General features: G+C 43.1%; 18 protein-coding genes. 17 read left to right on the forward strand and 1 reads right to left on the reverse strand.

Features of this window, described 5'->3' with window-relative positions; all coding sequences use genetic code 11:
* Window positions 1–119 precede the first annotated feature (119 nt).
* The gene (gene tuf / locus AC4HAI_RS00750) at window positions 120–1,316 is read left to right on the forward strand and encodes an elongation factor Tu (RefSeq protein WP_491078179.1); all 1,197 of its coding nucleotides are present in this window, start codon (window positions 120–122) and stop codon (window positions 1,314–1,316) included.
* Window positions 1,317–1,502: 186 nt separating this feature from the next.
* Here the strand turns inward: tuf and AC4HAI_RS00755 are convergent, their stop codons facing one another.
* Complete coding sequence (locus tag AC4HAI_RS00755) at window positions 1,503–2,093, reverse strand: TetR/AcrR family transcriptional regulator (RefSeq protein WP_491110044.1); 591 nt, start codon at window positions 2,091–2,093, stop codon at window positions 1,503–1,505.
* Window positions 2,094–2,303: 210 nt separating this feature from the next.
* On the opposite strand from AC4HAI_RS00755, the gene AC4HAI_RS00760 reads away from it, so the two are divergent.
* The 16 genes from AC4HAI_RS00760 (at window position 2,304) to AC4HAI_RS00835 (ending at window position 17,650) form a co-directional block, all read left to right on the forward strand.
* Window positions 2,304–3,005: an ABC transporter ATP-binding protein gene (locus tag AC4HAI_RS00760; protein WP_491078181.1), complete on the forward strand. Its 702-nt coding sequence runs from the start codon at window positions 2,304–2,306 to the stop codon at window positions 3,003–3,005.
* 11 nt (window positions 3,006–3,016) lie between these two features.
* Window positions 3,017–5,650 carry an FtsX-like permease family protein gene (locus AC4HAI_RS00765; RefSeq protein WP_491110046.1) on the forward strand — a complete coding sequence of 878 codons (2,634 nt, stop codon included), beginning with the start codon at window positions 3,017–3,019 and terminating at the stop codon, window positions 5,648–5,650.
* 121 nt (window positions 5,651–5,771) lie between these two features.
* Window positions 5,772–7,010 carry a diaminopimelate decarboxylase gene (locus tag AC4HAI_RS00770; protein ID WP_491110048.1) on the forward strand — a complete coding sequence of 413 codons (1,239 nt, stop codon included), beginning with the start codon at window positions 5,772–5,774 and terminating at the stop codon, window positions 7,008–7,010.
* A gap of 188 nt (window positions 7,011–7,198) precedes the next feature.
* On the forward strand, window positions 7,199–7,438 hold the full coding sequence (locus AC4HAI_RS00775) for a YneF family protein (RefSeq protein WP_491078473.1): 240 nt from the start codon (window positions 7,199–7,201) through the stop codon (window positions 7,436–7,438).
* Between the two features lie 117 nt (window positions 7,439–7,555).
* Window positions 7,556–8,350 (forward strand): glutamate racemase, encoded by a 795-nt coding sequence (gene racE / locus AC4HAI_RS00780; protein ID WP_491110050.1) that lies wholly within the window; start codon window positions 7,556–7,558, stop codon window positions 8,348–8,350.
* Complete coding sequence (locus AC4HAI_RS00785) at window positions 8,347–9,333, forward strand: nucleoside-triphosphate diphosphatase (RefSeq protein WP_491110052.1); 987 nt, start codon at window positions 8,347–8,349, stop codon at window positions 9,331–9,333. Before racE ends, AC4HAI_RS00785 begins: the two co-directional genes overlap by 4 nt.
* Window positions 9,309–9,830, forward strand: coding sequence for a metallophosphoesterase (locus AC4HAI_RS00790; protein WP_491110054.1), 522 nt, complete (start codon window positions 9,309–9,311; stop codon window positions 9,828–9,830). Before AC4HAI_RS00785 ends, AC4HAI_RS00790 begins: the two co-directional genes overlap by 25 nt.
* Window positions 9,827–10,294, forward strand: coding sequence for a cyclic-di-AMP-binding protein CbpB (cbpB, locus tag AC4HAI_RS00795; RefSeq protein WP_491078187.1), 468 nt, complete (start codon window positions 9,827–9,829; stop codon window positions 10,292–10,294). The genes AC4HAI_RS00790 and cbpB overlap by 4 nt, the downstream gene beginning before the upstream one ends.
* Window positions 10,287–11,024 (forward strand): site-specific tyrosine recombinase XerD, encoded by a 738-nt coding sequence (xerD, locus tag AC4HAI_RS00800; RefSeq protein WP_491110271.1) that lies wholly within the window; start codon window positions 10,287–10,289, stop codon window positions 11,022–11,024. The genes cbpB and xerD overlap by 8 nt, the downstream gene beginning before the upstream one ends.
* Complete coding sequence (locus AC4HAI_RS00805; RefSeq protein WP_491110055.1) at window positions 11,014–11,733, forward strand: segregation/condensation protein A; 720 nt, start codon at window positions 11,014–11,016, stop codon at window positions 11,731–11,733. The genes xerD and AC4HAI_RS00805 overlap by 11 nt, the downstream gene beginning before the upstream one ends.
* Window positions 11,730–12,287 carry an SMC-Scp complex subunit ScpB gene (gene scpB / locus AC4HAI_RS00810; protein ID WP_491078189.1) on the forward strand — a complete coding sequence of 186 codons (558 nt, stop codon included), beginning with the start codon at window positions 11,730–11,732 and terminating at the stop codon, window positions 12,285–12,287. The genes AC4HAI_RS00805 and scpB overlap by 4 nt, the downstream gene beginning before the upstream one ends.
* An 18-nt stretch (window positions 12,288–12,305) precedes the next feature.
* On the forward strand, window positions 12,306–13,031 hold the full coding sequence (locus tag AC4HAI_RS00815) for a pseudouridine synthase (protein ID WP_491110057.1): 726 nt from the start codon (window positions 12,306–12,308) through the stop codon (window positions 13,029–13,031).
* Window positions 13,028–13,276 (forward strand): membrane protein insertion efficiency factor YidD, encoded by a 249-nt coding sequence (gene yidD, locus AC4HAI_RS00820; RefSeq protein ID WP_491110059.1) that lies wholly within the window; start codon window positions 13,028–13,030, stop codon window positions 13,274–13,276. The genes AC4HAI_RS00815 and yidD overlap by 4 nt, the downstream gene beginning before the upstream one ends.
* Before the next feature lie 114 nt (window positions 13,277–13,390).
* On the forward strand, window positions 13,391–13,942 hold the full coding sequence (locus AC4HAI_RS00825) for a carboxymuconolactone decarboxylase family protein (RefSeq protein ID WP_491110060.1): 552 nt from the start codon (window positions 13,391–13,393) through the stop codon (window positions 13,940–13,942).
* An 11-nt stretch (window positions 13,943–13,953) separates the two neighbouring features.
* Window positions 13,954–15,012 (forward strand): acyl-CoA dehydrogenase family protein, encoded by a 1,059-nt coding sequence (locus tag AC4HAI_RS00830; RefSeq protein ID WP_491110062.1) that lies wholly within the window; start codon window positions 13,954–13,956, stop codon window positions 15,010–15,012.
* 193 nt (window positions 15,013–15,205) lie between these two features.
* A complete protein-coding gene (locus tag AC4HAI_RS00835) occupies window positions 15,206–17,650 on the forward strand; it encodes a DNA translocase FtsK (protein WP_491110063.1) in 2,445 nt (814 codons plus the stop codon).
* Window positions 17,651–17,811: the final 161 nt, after the last annotated feature.

Genomic DNA, 17,811 nt, shown 5'->3' on the forward strand with positions numbered 1-17,811 from the left:
AGCAAATAGAGTATAAAAACTTGATTTTCTAAAACATTTTGATAGAATAATAGGGTAAAGTTAGACTGTATTGCCTACTGTCTATCTATAAAATATATTTTATTGGAGGCTTTTCCTAAATGGCAAAAGAAAAATACGATCGTAGTAAACCACACGTTAACATTGGTACTATCGGACACGTTGACCATGGTAAAACTACTTTGACAGCAGCTATCACTACTGTATTGGCACGTCGCTTGCCTACAGCAGTTAACCAACCAAAAGACTATGCGTCTATCGATGCTGCTCCAGAAGAACGCGAACGCGGTATCACAATCAACACTGCACACGTTGAGTATGAAACTGAAAAGCGTCACTATGCTCACATTGACGCCCCAGGACACGCGGACTACGTTAAAAACATGATCACTGGTGCCGCTCAAATGGACGGAGCTATCCTTGTAGTAGCATCTACTGACGGACCAATGCCACAAACTCGTGAGCACATCTTGCTTTCACGCCAAGTTGGTGTTAAGAACCTTATCGTCTTCATGAACAAGGTTGACTTGGTTGACGATGAAGAATTGCTTGAATTGGTTGAAATGGAAATCCGTGACCTCTTGTCAGAATACGACTTCCCAGGTGACGATCTTCCAGTTATCCAAGGTTCAGCTCTTAAAGCGCTTGAAGGTGACACTAAATACGAAGATATCATCATGGACTTGATGAACACTGTTGATGAATACATCCCAGATCCAGAACGTGACACTGACAAACCATTGTTGCTTCCAGTCGAAGACGTATTCTCAATCACTGGTCGTGGTACTGTTGCTTCAGGACGTATTGACCGTGGTACTATCCATGTCAATGATGAAGTTGAAATCGTTGGTATCAAAGACGAAATCGAAAAAGCAGTTGTTACTGGTGTTGAAATGTTCCGTAAACAACTTGATGAAGGTATGGCTGGAGATAACGTTGGTGTCCTTCTTCGTGGTATCCAACGTGATGAAATCGAACGTGGTCAAGTATTGGCTGCACCTGGTTCAATTCATCCACACACTAAATTCAAGGGTGAAGTTTATATCCTTTCTAAAGATGAAGGTGGACGTCACACACCATTCTTCAACAACTACCGTCCACAGTTCTACTTCCGTACAACTGACGTAACTGGTTCAATCGAATTGCCAGCAGGTACTGAAATGGTTATGCCTGGTGATAACGTTACTATCGATGTTGAATTGATCCACCCAATCGCTGTTGAACAAGGTACTACTTTCTCTATTCGTGAAGGTGGACGTACTGTTGGTTCAGGTATCGTTTCAGAAATCGAAGCTTAATTTTATTAAGTTCCCAAAAAAGATTATTTGTCAGACAACAAATAATGAGCTAGCAACTCATGTTGCTAGCTTTTTTAGTCTGTTTTTCTTTGCAATAGGACTTTACTCGGGAAAATGTAGGTCATTTTGCTTTAGGAGAATAATATAAAATAAGGCTGAGAAAATTCTCAGCCTTATTTTTTTTGCTTAAGTTTTCTGGTTGGCTTTTGGCTTGGCATCGATTAGTTCTTTTGGTGCAGTTGACATGAAGGTTAAGAAGGTTTCAGCAAATACATCTGGTGGCACTGGGAAATCTTCAGCGACCCATTCACCAATTAGGGCAAAAATGTAATTGATTACGATTTTGATGGTACTGGCTGTTACCAAGGGACTATTGTTTATAATATCAATGGTTTTAGATTCTTGGAGAAGTCTGAGGTATTCCTCTTCTAGGAAATCAAATATCTTGTTATCAATAGAGGTATGGTAGAGGATACGCGCCCATATCCGCCTTTCGTAGATTTTTGGAATAACATATTTGGTGACTGTTTCGTAGATGGAGTGGATACTAGGGTCTGCCATGCCTTGTTTAAAAGCTGCAAAGACATCTTTGGTCATCGTATGATGGATGTATTCAAATATATCATCTACGCTATTAAAATGCTTTTGGTAGATGGCTTGTCGTGACATACCGGCTTCTTTAGCAATCTCAGTCATACTCAGGTCACTTTTGTCTGGATTTTTTGAGGCGATACGAAATACTGCATTGATAATACTTTCTCTGCTACCTTGAACCATAAGACCTCCTGTATAGTACAGTCAATCTTATTAAAAAATTGACAGGTCGTCAAGTCTTCTCTTAATTTGAGAGATTGGTATGCTTTAATGGCTTAATTTGCTTAGGTTTAAGTCTTGTTTTGCTTGACAGGGTGTCAATATTTAGGCATTTAAATGGTTCTTATATTCTCTTATAATGTAGGGGAAAATAAGATTAAGGAGAGGCTTGTGATGGCTTATATTGAATTGAAGCGTTTATTCAAACGTTATCAGATGGGTGATACAGAGATTGTGGCTAATGAGGATGTTAGTTTTGATATTGAAAAGGGAGAATTAGTTATTATTCTTGGTGCTTCGGGGGCAGGAAAATCAACTGTGCTTAATATTTTAGGAGGTATGGATAGTAATGATGAAGGTCAGGTCATTATAGATGGGACGGATATTTCTGGCTTTAGTGCCAAGCAGTTGACCGATTATCGTCGGACAGCTGTTGGTTTTGTCTTTCAGTTTTATAATCTTGTTCCAAACTTAACGGCTAAGGAAAATGTTGAACTGGCTTCTGAAATTGTTAGCGATGCTAGAGATGCGGTAGAAGTGCTCAGTGATGTAGGCTTAGGACAGCGGCTTAATAACTTTCCGGCTCAGCTGTCAGGAGGAGAGCAACAAAGGGTTTCTATTGCTCGTGCTATTGCTAAAAATCCTAAGATTTTACTTTGTGATGAGCCGACAGGAGCTTTGGATTATCAGACTGGTAAACAGGTGTTGCAAATTTTGCAAGATATGTCTCGAAAGCAGGGAGCCACAGTTATCATTGTGACGCATAACTCGGCTTTAGCACCGATAGCTGATCGTCTTATCCATATGCACGATGGGAAAGTCAGCCGTATGGAGCTCAATGAACACCCTCAAGACATCGCTAGCTTGGAATATTAGGAGGCAGTCCTATGAAAAAAATATTTTGGAAGGACATTGGCAAAACTTTTACCAGTTCTAGTGGTCGTTTTATGTCAATTATGATTTTGATGTTTCTAGGATCTTTTGCCTTGATTGGGCTCAAGGTGACCAGTCCTGATATGGAACGTACAGCAGGTCGCTATTTACAGGAGCATCAGGCTATGGATCTCTCTGTTGTGGCTAGTGCTGGTTTTAGTAAAGCTGATCAAAAAGAATTAGCAAAGCTCAGAGGGGCTAAGGTAGATTATGGTTATATGACAGATGTCAGTATCACGGGGAAAGATAAGGCCGTTCGGCTATTTTCTAAGACAAAGAGTCTTTCCTCCTATGAGATCTTATCAGGAAATCTTCCCAGTAAGGCCGATGAGATAGCCTTGTCCTCTTCCTTGAAGAAGGACTATCGGTTGGGAGATCGGATTCATTTTAGTCAAGATAAGCAAAACGTTTTAAAGCAAACTAGCTACAAGGTTGTTGGTTTTGTGAATTCTTCTGAAATCTGGTCAAGAGAAGATCTCGGTAGTTCAACGGCTGGTAATGGTAATCTAGAGGCTTATGCAGTGACATCACAATCCAGCTTTTCTAGTCCTGTGTATAATTTAGCACGTTTACGCTATCGGGCCTTGGATAGTCTTAATCCTTACTCTACTGATTATAAGGAGAAGTTGGAAGAACGGCAAAAAGCGTTGGATGATAGTCTCTCAGATAATGGAAAGGAGCGATTAGCTGAGATAAAAAAGGATCAAGGGTCTGTTCTTGATCGTGCTCAAGACCAGGTGGATCAAGCTAGTCAGCAACTGAAAGAACAAGAGACCCTGCTTTCCTATCTGAGAGGGGAGCAAGGAAAGCAGGCTCAAGCTGCCATCCTTCAGGGCAAGAATAAGCTGGCTCAGAAACAAGCTAGTATTAAGTCAGGTCAGTCGGCTCTCCAGGATTTGAAAACCCCTAGCTATAAAACCTACAGTCGATCAACTATTTCTGGTGGGGATGGCTATCGTACTTATGGTGATATCAGTCGCAATATTAGTCGTATCGGTGATATTTTTCCACTGGTGCTCTATCTCGTGGCTGCTCTGGTGACTTTTACAACCATGACTCGATTTGTCAATGAAGAACGGCATAATGCTGGTATTCTCAAGTCTCTGGGATATTCAGATAGTGATGTTCTTAAAAAGTTTGTCATCTATGGATTGGCTGCTAGTATGGTAGGTACGATTCTTGGTATTTTTGGGGGACATTATTGGTTTCCTGGTATTTTGACGCAAAATCCTAGCAAGCTGACTACGTTGGGCAAGCCGTATTTCTATTTCTATTGGTCCTATACGAGTTTAGCGGTGTTGTTGGCCTTGATCAGTGCTGTTTTACCAGCTTTTCTGGTCGCTAGGAGGGAGTTGGGAGAAAAGCCAGCCCAGCTTCTACGTCCTAAACCTCCGGTTGAGGGCTCCAAGATATTGTTGGAGAGAATTGGATTTATTTGGCGTGGTCTGAGCTTTACGCAAAAGGTTACCATGAGAAATATTTTTCGCTATAAGCAGCGAATGGCGATGACTATTTTTGGTGTGGCTGGTTCTGTAGCACTTTTGTTTGCCGGATTAGGTTTACAATCTTCTCTAGGAAAAATTGTTGATCGCCAGTTTAATCAGTTGACGCCTTATGATATGTTGATTTTACGCAATGACCTAGCTAGTGAAAAAGAGAAGCAGAAGGTCGATGCCTTTTTGCGGTCTGATAAGGTATCGAGTCACCAAGCTATCCATATGCAAACGATCGATGAGCATATTAAAGGACTAGATGAGAAGAAGACTATTTCTATTATATCTACAGATCAAAAGGACTTGGGAGACCTGTTTAAATTAAGGGATGCTAGCACTGGAAAAGCTCTTCATTTAAGTCAGAGAGGGGCCTTGCTGTCGAAAAAACTAGCTGATTTTTACGGTGTCAAAAAGGGCGATCACTTTCAGCTCAGAGATGAAGAAGGAAATAGACGTAGTGTGGCCGTTGCAGGGATCATTGATATGAATGTTGGCCACTATATTGTGATGACAGATGCCTATTATCAAAGTGTTTTTGCGCAAAAGGCGGTGCATAATAGTGATTTGATCCAATTGCGCAATGGGTCGCAAGAAAATATTTCCGACCAATCTAGCTATCTGTTGACATTAAAGGGGGTTACGTCTCTAAGACAAAACTCTTCTACGATTCGAACGGTGAAGACAGCTGTACACGGGCTTAATGCCTCTATGATTATTTTAATTCTCGTTTCTATTTCTTTAGCGATTGTCATTCTCTATAATTTAACCAATATCAACCTTGCTGAGCGGATTCGGGAGCTCTCGACCATCAAGGTATTAGGATTTCACAGCCGTGAAGTGATGCTGTATATCTATCGGGAAACGATTTTGCTATCTGGTGTTGGTATGGTGTTAGGGGTAATTGGCGGTTATTATTTACACCATGCGATTATTGCAATGATGAGTAAGGATACAGTTTACCCTAGTACGGTGGCTAGTCATGTTTATGCGATTCCGCTAGTTGTCATTAGTCTTATCTTGAGTGTCCTAGGATGGATTGTCTACCGTAGGTTAAAGACGGTGGATATGTTAGAAGCGCTTAAGTCAGTTGAGTAGATCCTATGGTTATGCTTGGATAAGATAATAATGAAATGGGGGCTTATGAGGTCAAAAGATTCTCTAGCTCCCTATTTTTATCTATGCTATAATGAAGTCATTATCATTTCAGGGGGCGACTATGAAAACACCATTTGTCACAAAAGAAGAATTGGAACGTATAACGGCGGAATTTCCAACACCCTTTCATCTCTATGACGAAAAGGGGATCCGTGAGACGGCTCGAGCAGTTAATCAGGCTTTTTCTTGGAATCCTGGCTTTAAAGAATACTTTGCAGTCAAAGCAACACCGAATCCGACCATCTTAAAAATCCTTCAGGAAGAAGGCTGTGGGGTTGACTGTGCAACGGAAGTTGAGCTGATGATGGCCCAGCGTCTTGGGATTGAGGATATTAGTTTTACGTCGAATGATACGCAGGCTCGAGAGTTTGTTTATGCACGTGAGGTAGGAGCTATGATCAATCTGGATGCCTATGAGCATATCGCTTTTTTAGAGGAAGCTGCTGGTTTGCCTGAGACAGTCTCTTTACGATACAATCCAGGAGGGGTCTTTTCTCTAGGGACTGATATTATGGATCATCCTGAGGAGTCTAAATTTGGCATGACCAAGGCTCAGCTCTTGCAAGGCTATAAGGATCTAAAAGCTAAAGGTGTCAAGACTTTTGGGCTTCATGCTTTCTTGGCGTCAAATACTGTGACCAATGACTACTACCCAACCTTGGCTGGTCAATTATTTGAGTTAGCCCTTGAAATTATAGAAGAAGCGGGCGTTGAACTGAGCTTTATCAATCTGTCGGGTGGTATCGGTGTGGATTATAGCCCTGCTAATAAACAAAATGATATTCTTGCTATTGGTGAAGGTGTTCGTCAAAAATTTGAAGAAATTTTGGTGCCAAATGGGCTAGGTAACATTCGTATCTTTACTGAATTAGGACGTTTCATGCTGGCCCCTCATGGTCATTTGATTACCAAGGTGCTACATCGTAAGCAGACCTATCGTCGTTATATTGGTGTGGATGCTAGTGCGGTCAATCTTTTGCGTCCTGCTATGTACGATGCCTATCATCATATCACCAATATTAGTAACCCTGATGGTTTGCTGGAGGTTGTAGATGTCGTTGGTTCTTTGTGTGAGAATAATGACAAATTTGCGAAAAATCGTGAGTTGCCGCAAGCGCGTGTTGGAGACCTTCTAGTGATTCATGATTCAGGAGCACATGGTTTTTCTATGGGTTACCAGTACAATGGACGTTTGCGTTCGGCGGAAATCCTTCTTCAAGAAAATGGTAGCGCCAAGATGGTCCGCCGTGCTGAAACTCCGGAAGATTATTTCGCTACTATTGAGGGGTTTGATTTCTAGTCAAGAATCGTATCTCTCTGGAAAAGTGTGTTGAAGAAAGTTAGTAATCTGAGGTTGAGACAAAAGTGCTCAGCCTTATTTGTTTAGCCAATTTCTCTGACTAAGTGCAGTGATTTCTTGTTCATTGTCAATAGGGGTTCAATCTGTTATAATAAATTATGTAAAAAAATTCTAGGAGACCTATCATGATCCAAGCTTGGTTAGTTATTTTATTGGTTGCAGTTGCTCTTTTGGGGGGCATGTTTTTGGGCGCTTATATTGCTCGCCGTCAGTTCACTAAGGAAATTGCTGAATACCCTCGTTTGACACCGGATGCTATCCGTGAGATGATGAGCGCTATGGGGCAAAAGCCCAATGAAGCTAAAGTTCAGCAGACTTACCGCAATATTATCAAACAGTCCAAGGCGGCTGCAAATGTCAAAAAATAAGCAAGTTGGAGAGGTTGGGACGCTGGTTTCCAGCCTCTATTGCTTATGATGAGGGTGTGTGATCTAAGTTTCTGATGAATGGGAATTTGATCTTTTAGCATAATCAAGGAAAATGGGATGGATAATAGACCTATCGGTTTTTTGGACTCTGGTGTTGGGGGCTTAACAGTGGTTCGTGAGCTTATGAGACAGCTCCCCCATGAAGAGATTATTTATATTGGTGATTCAGCTAGGGCTCCTTATGGTCCAAGACCTGCTGAACAGATTCGTGAGTTTACATGGCAGTTGGTCAATTTCTTGCTGGAAAAAGATGTTAAGATGATTGTCATTGCTTGTAACACAGCAACAGCAGTTGTCTGGGAAGAGGTTAAGGCCAAGCTGGATATTCCAGTTTTGGGAGTGGTCTTACCTGGGGCCAGTGCTGCCATTAAATCAACTAGAAATGAACGGATCGGTGTCATTGGGACAGCTATGACTGCTAAGTCGGATATTTATAGGCACAAGATTATCGATCTAGCTCCCCAGATGCAGGTGACAACCTTGGCCTGCCCCAAGTTTGTTCCCTTAGTTGAGTCCAACCAGATCGATTCCAGTGTGACCAAGAAGGTCGTCTATGAGACTCTGGCTCCTTTGGTAGGCAAGGTAGACACCATGATTTTGGGCTGTACCCATTACCCTTTATTGCGCCCTATCATACAAAATGTAATGGGAAATGAGGTCAAACTTATTGACAGTGGGGCTGAGACTGTTCGGGATATTTCTGTGCTGCTGAATTACTTTCAGATCAATCATGATCGTGAAGTGCAGAGAAGACAAGATCATTTCTATACAACAGCTGGTGTGGACAGTTTTAAAGAAATCGCTGAAAACTGGCTGAATCAAGAATTAAATGTGGAGCATGTAGACCTATGACAGATAAAATTTATGACTACAAAGATGATCAGGATTGGTTAATTGGTCAGCGCAGTGATGGTCTAGTCATTCAGTCCTTGGATGGTAGTGAGGATTTTTCTGGCTTGACCGCTCAGCTAGGTAGGCTGATAGATCCTAGTCTTGAAGCTGGCTTTGCTGTGACTGTGATCAAGAAGGGAACATCTAACTATCGTTTGATTGCCTTTATCGCTGATCTGCTCAATGATGCTTACGATAGGCATCTAAAGGTTCAGCAGCGTGGTGGAGCAGTTTTGGTCAGCGAAGATGACCGCTTGTTGTTGGTAGATCTGCCTGATTCTGGTGTAAAGATACTTGAATTTTTAGGCCAGTCTTCTGGTGAGCTTGGTCTAGGAGAGACTATTTTGATCGCTACTCGCAATGAGGGCAAGACGAGGGAGTTTCGTCAGATTTTTGAGAAAATGGGTTTTTCAGTGGAGAATCTCAATGATTATCCAAACTTACCTGAAGTCGAAGAAACAGGAAGTACCTTTGAAGAGAATGCCCGCCTAAAGGCTGAGACGATCTCAAAATTAACCGGTAAAATGGTACTGGCAGATGATTCTGGGCTTAAGGTTGACATTTTAGGCGGTTTGCCAGGTGTCTGGTCCGCCCGTTTTTCTGGACCTGATGCGACTGATGAAGCCAATAATGCCAAGCTCTTACATGAGTTAGCTATGGTTTTTGATATGGAAAAGCGCTCTGCTCAATTTCATACTACTTTAGTCGTAGCAGCACCGGGTAAGGACAGCTTGGTTGTTGAGGCTGATTGGCCTGGTTATATTGGTATGGAAGCCAAAGGGGACAATGGCTTTGGCTACGATCCTCTCTTTCTCGTCGGAGAGACGGGGCGTACAGCCGCCCAGCTCAGCGCTCAAGAAAAAAACGAGCACTCTCATCGTGGTCAGGCTGTTAAGAAATTAATGGAGGTATTTCCAGAATGGCAGAAGCAAGTATCATTGTAATGAGTGACTCTCACGGTGATCGTGAGATTGTTCAAACGATCAAAGAGCGTTATCAAGGTGAAGTAGATGCTCTCTTTCATAATGGCGATTCTGAGCTAGCAGCAGATGATCCCATTTGGTCAGGTATCCAGGTTGTTGGAGGGAACTGTGATTTTGGTCCGGGGTATCCAGATCGTTTAGTGACTAACATTGGTGGTGTCACCATTGCTCAGACACACGGTCATTTATATGGTATCAATTTCACTTGGGATCGCTTGGATCTTTGGGCTCAGGAGACGGATGCTGATATTTGTCTTTATGGTCACCTGCACCGTGCAGAGAGTTGGCGTCATGGCAAGACTATTTTTATCAATCCTGGGTCGGTCTCTCAGCCACGAGGTCCTGTGATGGAGAAACTCTATGCTAAGGTTAGCTTGTCTGATAAGACTATCTTAGTAGAGTATTATACACGTGATCATAAGCTTTATCCGGAGTTGACAAAGGAATATAGTCGATGATTGCTAAAGAATTTGAGGATTATTTACTGCCTTTTAAGAAGGACTATCTCTTACCTGTGGAAGATTTAGCCTTGGTTATGTCTAATCATAAGGTTAGCCATGTGGTCTTGCTCTTGACCAGTAATGGCTACTCACGTATCCCTGTGATGTCGCCCGATAAGCATTATATGGGAACGATCTCTATGGCAGATATTTTGTCGTATCAAGGAGAACATGGGCTTAGTGACGCCCAGCTTAGTGAGCTAGAAATTAGCCTCATGCTGAATCACCATATTGAGGTTTTGAGTGATCAGGCTGACCTAACAGAGATTTTTCACCAGCTGGTAGACTTTCCTTTTTTACCAGTCGTCAATGATGCAGGAGTCTTTCTTGGGATTATTACCCGTAAGCAGGTTTTAAAATCGGTTAACAGTCTGCTGCACAATTTTAAACAGGAGGATACCAGTGATTCATTTGATGGATGATATTCCTGCTTTTATTGAAGGAAAGTCCTTATCAGAGAATTCTCAAAAATCTTATCAGTACGATCTTCAACAGTTTTGTCAGCTGGTAGACGGTGTGCTTAGCACGAGTAAACTTAAGCTTTATGAACAATCCTTGAAGGCTCTCAAGCCGGCTGCTAGAAAGCGCAAACTTTCAGCGGTTAATCAGTTTTTACTCTATCTTTATGAAAAAGGTAGGGTTGAGGATTTTTACCGCATAAAGGTTAGGGACAGTCGTAAAAAAGAGCCTGAAAGGGTGACGAGACTGGATTTTTCAACATTTTATGAGAGTCCTGACAGTTCTGGGAAGTGGATTGCCCTTTTAATTTTGGAGTTGGGATTATCTCCTAGTGAGCTGTCTTTGCTCAAGCTGACTGATCTGGATAAAGAATTTGGTGTGATTAAGGTAAAAAAAGGAGGGCAGGTTCGTATCTTATCGTTGACAGAGTCCTTGAAACCTCTTTTTGATTTTGCCGGTGACGGCGTTTATCTCTTTGATAATAAGGGGCAGACTTACTCAAGGCAGTGGTTTTTTAACCAACTCAATGCTTTTTTAGATGAGGTAGGTTTTCCTGATTTGACGGCTCAGAAGCTGCGGGAGCAGTACATTATAAGAGAGATAGCAGCGGGGACGGATCTGCTGGATTTGATGAAAAAACTAGGGCTTAAAACCCCAATGACATTGGAGCACTACTACAGAGATGGATATTAAGCTAAAAGACTTTGAAGGGCCGCTGGATTTGCTCTTACATCTGGTTTCTAAATATGAAATGGATATCTACGATGTGCCTATTGTAGAGGTTATTGAGCAGTATCTGGCTTATATCTCAACATTGAAAGCTATGCGTTTAGAAGTGGCTGGAGAATATATGGTCATGGCCAGTCAGCTGATGCTGATCAAGAGTCGTAAGTTACTTCCAAAAGTTGTCGAAGAAACGCCCATTGAGGAAGATCCTGAGCAGCTCTTGCTGAGCCAGATTGAGGAGTACCGTCGCTTTAAGGCTTTGAGTCAGGAGCTGGCTGCTCAGCATGAGATCAGGGCTAAATATTTCTCAAAGCCTAAGCAAGAGCTTATCTTTGAGGATGCTGTTCTTGAGCATGATAAGACGACTCTGGATTTGTACTTGGCTTTTTCAAAGGTTATGGCGTCTAAGCAAGAGGAGATGAAGTACAACCATACCACGATAACAGGAGATGATTACCGTATCGAGGATATGATGCTGAGGGTTGAGAGCCGTCTCAAAGAGCAAGGCAGTCTTGTCTTGCAGGAGATTTTTGCAGATACAAGTTCCTTGAACGAAGTGATCACCCTATTTTTGGCTACTTTGGAGCTGATCAAAGTACATAAGGTTCAGGTCCAACAGCAGGAAAATTTTGGTGATATCCGTATGCACTATCTTGGGGAGGAGAGTCAGGCATGACCTATTTATCACAGATTGAAGCGCTCCTTTTTGTGGCTGGCGAGGACGGTCTCAGCCTTAGGCAATTATCATCTTTGTTGGAATTGACACCGACTGCTCTTAGCCAGCAGCTCGAAAAGCTGGAGCAAAGATATGAAGATGATGAAGCGTCAGCCTTGTGTTTGCTGGAGTCTTCCAATACTTACAAGTTGGTCACTAAGGAAAAGCATGCGGAACTTTTGAAGCAGTATGCTAAGGCACCTATTAATCAGTCTTTGTCACGTGCCAGCCTTGAAGTTTTATCGATTGTGGCCTATAAACAGCCTATCACTCGTGTTGAGATCGATGATATTCGTGGGGTTAATTCCAGTGGGGCTTTAGCCAAGTTGCTGGCCTTTGATCTGATTAAAGAAGCTGGTAAAAAAGAAGTGATTGGTCGTCCCAATCTCTATGCTACGACTGACTATTTTTTAGACTATATGGGGATTAATCAATTAGAGGAGTTGGTTGATGTTTCTGGTATAGAGTTAGTCGATCAGGAACTAAGCCTCTTTGCTGAGGATCAAGAAGATTAAGAAGGGGTATCAAAACCTATGAGAATCAATAAATATATTGCCCATGCTGGGGTTGCTAGCCGGCGTAAGGCTGAGGAACTGATCAAGCTGGGACAGGTTAGCATCAATGGGCAAACCGTTAGAGAGCTGGGAACAAGAGTTAAAAGCGGGGATGTCGTTGAGGTTAATGGCAGTCCGATTTACAATGAAGAAAAGGTCTATTACCTACTTCATAAGCCAAAAGGCGTCATCTCCAGTGTCTCTGATGATAAGGGACGTAAGACAGTGGTTGATTTATTGCCTGATGTTAAGGAGCGGATTTATCCAGTTGGACGATTGGACTGGGATACGACTGGTGTGCTGATTTTGACTAATGATGGGGATTTCACTGATGAGATGATCCATCCTCGCAATGAAATTGATAAGGTCTATCTGGCGCGTGTCAAGGGGATTGCAACCAAGGAGAACTTGCGTCCGCTGACACGAGGGGTGCTCATCAATGGCAAGAAGACCCAGCCTGCTCGCTATCAGATTATCAAAGTTGATCCAGATAAGAATCGTTCGATTGTTGAGTTGACTATCCACGAGGGTCGTAACCATCAAGTAAAGAAGATGTTTGAAGCGGTTGGTCTACTAGTCGATAAGCTGTCTCGGACGCAGTTTGGGACCTTGGATCTAAAGGGGCTGCGTCCTGGGGAGTCTCGCCGCCTCAATAAAAAAGAAATCAGTCAGCTGCATAATGCAGCAGTGAGCAAGAGATCATGAGACGCTTATTGATCCTTCCGGTCCGTCTCTACCAGCGCTTGATTTCTCCCTTGTTTCCGTCATCGTGTCGCTATCGTCCTACCTGTTCTAACTATATGATTGAAGCTATAGAAAAGCATGGTCTAGCAGGTGTCTTTATGGGGATTGCCCGAATCCTACGCTGCCATCCCTTGGTAGAAGGGGGCGAGGATCCAGTGCCAGATCATTTTAGCTTAAGACGAAACACTAACAAGCCTACGAAGTAAGGCTTGTTTTTTGGTATGAAAATTTTTTATAGGGGACAATAAGAAATATAGATTAGTCAGATCTTAGATAGGGTGTTAGGATAGAGTCACTCGAAAAAAGGAGGATAGATATATATGGCGACATTTACAATTCATACGATCGATTCAGCCCCTGAGGCTGTTAAGGAAACTCTGCGTACGGTGAAACAGGATAATGGCGGTTATATTCCTAATCTGATTGGGCTGTTGGCAAATGCCCCGACCGCTCTTGAGACTTATCGGACTGTTGGGGGGATTAATCGTCGTAACAGCTTGACACCGACTGAACGTGAGGTGGTTCAAATTACTGCTGCGGTGACTAATGGGTGTGCCTTTTGTGTAGCTGGTCATACGGCTTTTTCTATCAAACAAATTCAGATGTCTGATGACCTTTTAGAGGCTCTTCGCAATAGTACGCCAATTGATTCGGATCCTAAGTTGGACACCTTGGCTAAATTTACCATCGCTGTGATCAATACCAAGGGGAGAGTGGGAGATGAGGCTCTGGCAGACTTTCTTGAGGCTGGTTATACACAGGAGAACGCCTTAGATGTTGTCTTGGGAGTCAGCTTGGCTACACTGTGCAATTATGCCAATAATATGGCTGATACCCCCATCAATCCAGAATTACAGGCCTATGCAAAATAAAAGGAGGCCTTATGAGTTATTTCTCCAACGACTTTATCGCTTGGCTGGACCAGCATGCGGATGAACTGGACCAGCAGTCAGGGCCCTTGGCAGACAGCTTGCTGGAGCGCATTGCTCAAGAAGGTGTCTTTAGGTTAGGGGTTGCCAAAGACTTTGGCGGTAGCGGCGGTCACCGCCAAGATGTGATCGAGGCTCTGTCAGAGCTGAGTGGGCACTCTTTGACAGCCGGCTTTATTAGCTGGGGGCAGCGAACCTTTATTGAGATTATTTTGGCTAGTGCAAATCCTTATGCGCGTGAAGCGTGGCTGGCAGATTTATTAACAGGAAAGCTGTCAGCAGGTACAGGCTTGTCCAACTGTGTGAAGTTTCTCTCTGCTATTGAGGAGTTGAGTGTGACGATTGTCCAAGATGATGAGGGAAAGCTCTATCTTGATGGACAGCTACCTTGGGTTACCAATGTGCGATCGGATAATTTTGTCACTGTTTTTGCGGCTGATTATGCGAGTGGCGATCAGCCACCTATTATTTTATCTGTTCCTCAATCGGCTGGTATTAAGCGATCAGAAGATCTTGAGTTTATCAGTCTTCAAGGTGCCAATACGGCAGCTCTGACATTTGATCACCTGCCCTTAGATGAGCGGTGGATTCTCTCATATGATGCTCAGTCTTTTGTTGCGAAGACCCGTCCAGCTTTTCTAGGGTATCAGCTCGGTTTAGCCTTTGGTCTGGCTCAGCACTCACTAGATGAAGTGAATAAGCGATTGGGCTTTCATCGTGAGGTGCTAGAGGGTGACTACCAGCAGGTCTTAGCTAACTTAGAAGAAATTAAGCAATCGCTCTATCAAGGACTACGGCAAGATGGCTATTTTCTCAAACATGTTCGGGAACTCTTTCAGCTCCGTGTCGCTGTTGTTCAGGTAGTGTTGGATAGTTTATCGCTGGAACTTCAAGCTCTTGGAGGAAGGGGTTATTTGAAGCCATCCTCTTTTGCGAGACGATGGAAAGAAGGAGCATTTTTGCCCATTGTCTCCCCTAGTGCTGTTCAGCTCAAACAGATTTTAGCGGATTAGGATGAGATTCTTTCTTTTAGCAATAGAAGGTTGGGCAAGTTTGCTCAACCTTTTTATACTTGAATGGTAAAGAACAGTCTTAGTTTTCTATCAGTCATGCCGAAAATTATCTAGTCTTATAGCTAAGAGGGAGAAGTTGGTGTTAGATAATAAGCTATCTTATCTCTTGGAAAAATGCTATAATGAAGCTACTATGGCTAAAGCAAAAACGACTAAAAATCAGAAAAAATCTACTAGAAAACCTAAAAAATCTTCTAAACGACTGACCAAGGCTGAACTGGAGCGTCAAAAGGCTATTCGTAAGATGATATTAGCTTTTTTGAGCGCTTTTGTGCTGTTTTTTGCCATGATTCGCTTGGGAGCCTTTGGCGTGACTGTCTATAATTTAATCCGTCTTTTGGTCGGCAGTCTGGCTTATCCAGCTATGATTGGGATTTTGATCTATCTTTTTGCAGGCAAGTGGCTTAAAAAACATGAGGGCATGGTGTCTGGTTTTGTATCTATTATGCTTGGCTTGCTGCTGATCTTTCATGCCTATCTTTTTTCAACGCCAGCTATGAGGGAGCGGGACATTTTTGAAGGGACCTTTCGTCTAGTCACGGCAGATTTGAAAAACGTAGCAGTCACTCACTTTTTAGGTGGGGGGATGCTGGGAGCTCTTTTGTATCGGCCGGTCTCCTTTCTTTTTGCTAATTTAGGCACCTTTTTGATCGGTGGACTCTTCATTGTCTTAGGGCTCTATCTGATGAGTGCTTGGGACGTCTATGATGTCATGGATTTCTTTAAAAAATCCAGTCGCACGCTATCGGATAAGATCGATCAATCCAGTCTCAAGCGAGAAGAGCGTCGGCAAAAAAAACTTGAAGCACGACGAGCTGCTGAGGCTGAATTATCAGCACAAGAAGAAGTGCTAGCAGAATCTGAGCCCTTGGTGGGAGCTGATTATGACCTTGATCCTGAGACAGGAGAGATCCTTGAGAGAGGGTATTCAGCAGATGATGCCTCTTTGTTGGCTCATGAGCCTGAAATATTTGCCGGCTATGAGGAAGAGTCTCCTGCTGCTGGCTATTCTCAGCAAGACTTCAAGGATTATCATTTTCCTTATCCTGAGCCTGAGGATATCCAAGAACCTCAGAATGACGCTGCTTTAGAAGATGATGCTGCTAGTGATGAGTCGGTTGAGGTGGACTTCACGCCTAAGCAGACCTTGATGTATCAGCTACCGACGATTGATCTCTTTGCTGCGGATAAGCCAAAGAATCAATCTAAAGAAAAGAAAATTGTCCGTGAAAACATTAAAATCTTAGAAGAAACCTTTGCTAGTTTTGGTATCAAAGCCACCGTAGAGCGGGCCGAGATTGGTCCATCGGTTACCAAGTATGAAATCAAGCCAGCAGTCGGTGTCCGTGTCAATCGGATTTCCAATCTGGCGGACGATCTGGCTCTCGCTTTGGCAGCTAAGGATGTCCGTATTGAGGCACCAATTCCAGGAAAATCTCTAGTTGGTATCGAAGTGCCTAATTCAGAAATTGCTACCGTGACCTTCCGTGAGCTCTGGGAACAATCTAAGACAGATCCCAATAAACTTTTGGAAGTTCCGCTGGGTAAAGCGGTCAATGGGAGTGCTCGCAGTTTTGATCTGGGACGTATGCCCCACTTGCTGGTAGCAGGATCGACTGGGTCTGGTAAATCGGTGGCGGTCAATGGGATTATTGCTAGTATTTTGATGAAGGCGGCGCCTGATCAGGTTAAGTTTATGATGATTGACCCTAAGATGGTTGAGCTCTCTGTTTACAATGATATTCCTCACTTGCTCATTCCTGTTGTGACCAATCCGCGCAAGGCGGCCAAGGCCCTTCAAAAGGTTGTTGACGAGATGGAAAATCGCTATGAGCTCTTCAGCCATGTCGGTGTTAGAAATATTGCTGGCTACAATGCTAAGGTAGCAGATTTTAATGCCCAGTCTGATGAAAAACGCATTCCCATGCCCCTTATTGTTGTTATTGTTGATGAGTTGGCTGATCTGATGATGGTAGCTAGTAAGGAAGTCGAAGATGCTATCATTCGTTTGGGGCAGAAGGCACGGGCTGCGGGTATCCATATGATCTTAGCGACTCAGCGTCCTTCTGTGGATGTTATCAGCGGCTTGATTAAGGCTAATGTACCGTCTCGTGTAGCTTTTGCTGTTTCATCTGGAACGGACTCTCGGACAATCCTAGATGAAAATGGGGCGGAAAAACTTTTAGGACGTGGGGACATGCTCTTTAAACCCATTGATGAAAATCATCCTGTACGTTTGCAGGGCTCCTTTATTTCTGATGATGATGTCGAACGTATTGTCAGCTTTATTAAGGATCAGGCTCAGGCTGAGTATGATGATAGCTTTGATCCTGGTGACGTTTCTGAAAGTGATTTTGGCGGTGCTAGTGCTGGTGGTTCTAGTGAAGGAGATCCTCTGTTTGAAGAGGCTAAAGCTCTGGTGCTTGAGACGCAGAAAGCTAGTGCTTCTATGATTCAGCGGCGCTTGTCTGTCGGTTTTAATCGTGCTACTCGCTTGATGGAAGAACTAGAGGAAGCTGGGGTTATTGGACCGGCTGAAGGGACTAAGCCACGCAAGGTGCTGATGACCAATCAATAGAAAATAAAACCGAATTAGTTGTAAGAAAGATTAAGGTCGCGTTTTTCAACTCTTATTACGGTCTTTTGTCTTGTCCTGACTGGAAATATGGTAGTGATCTTCTTTTAGAAGCCATTTAGCTTTCTTGCTCGAGCAATCTTTTTCTAATAAATAGACCCTAG

Source organism: Streptococcus sp. ALY_208, from assembly GCF_058314295.1.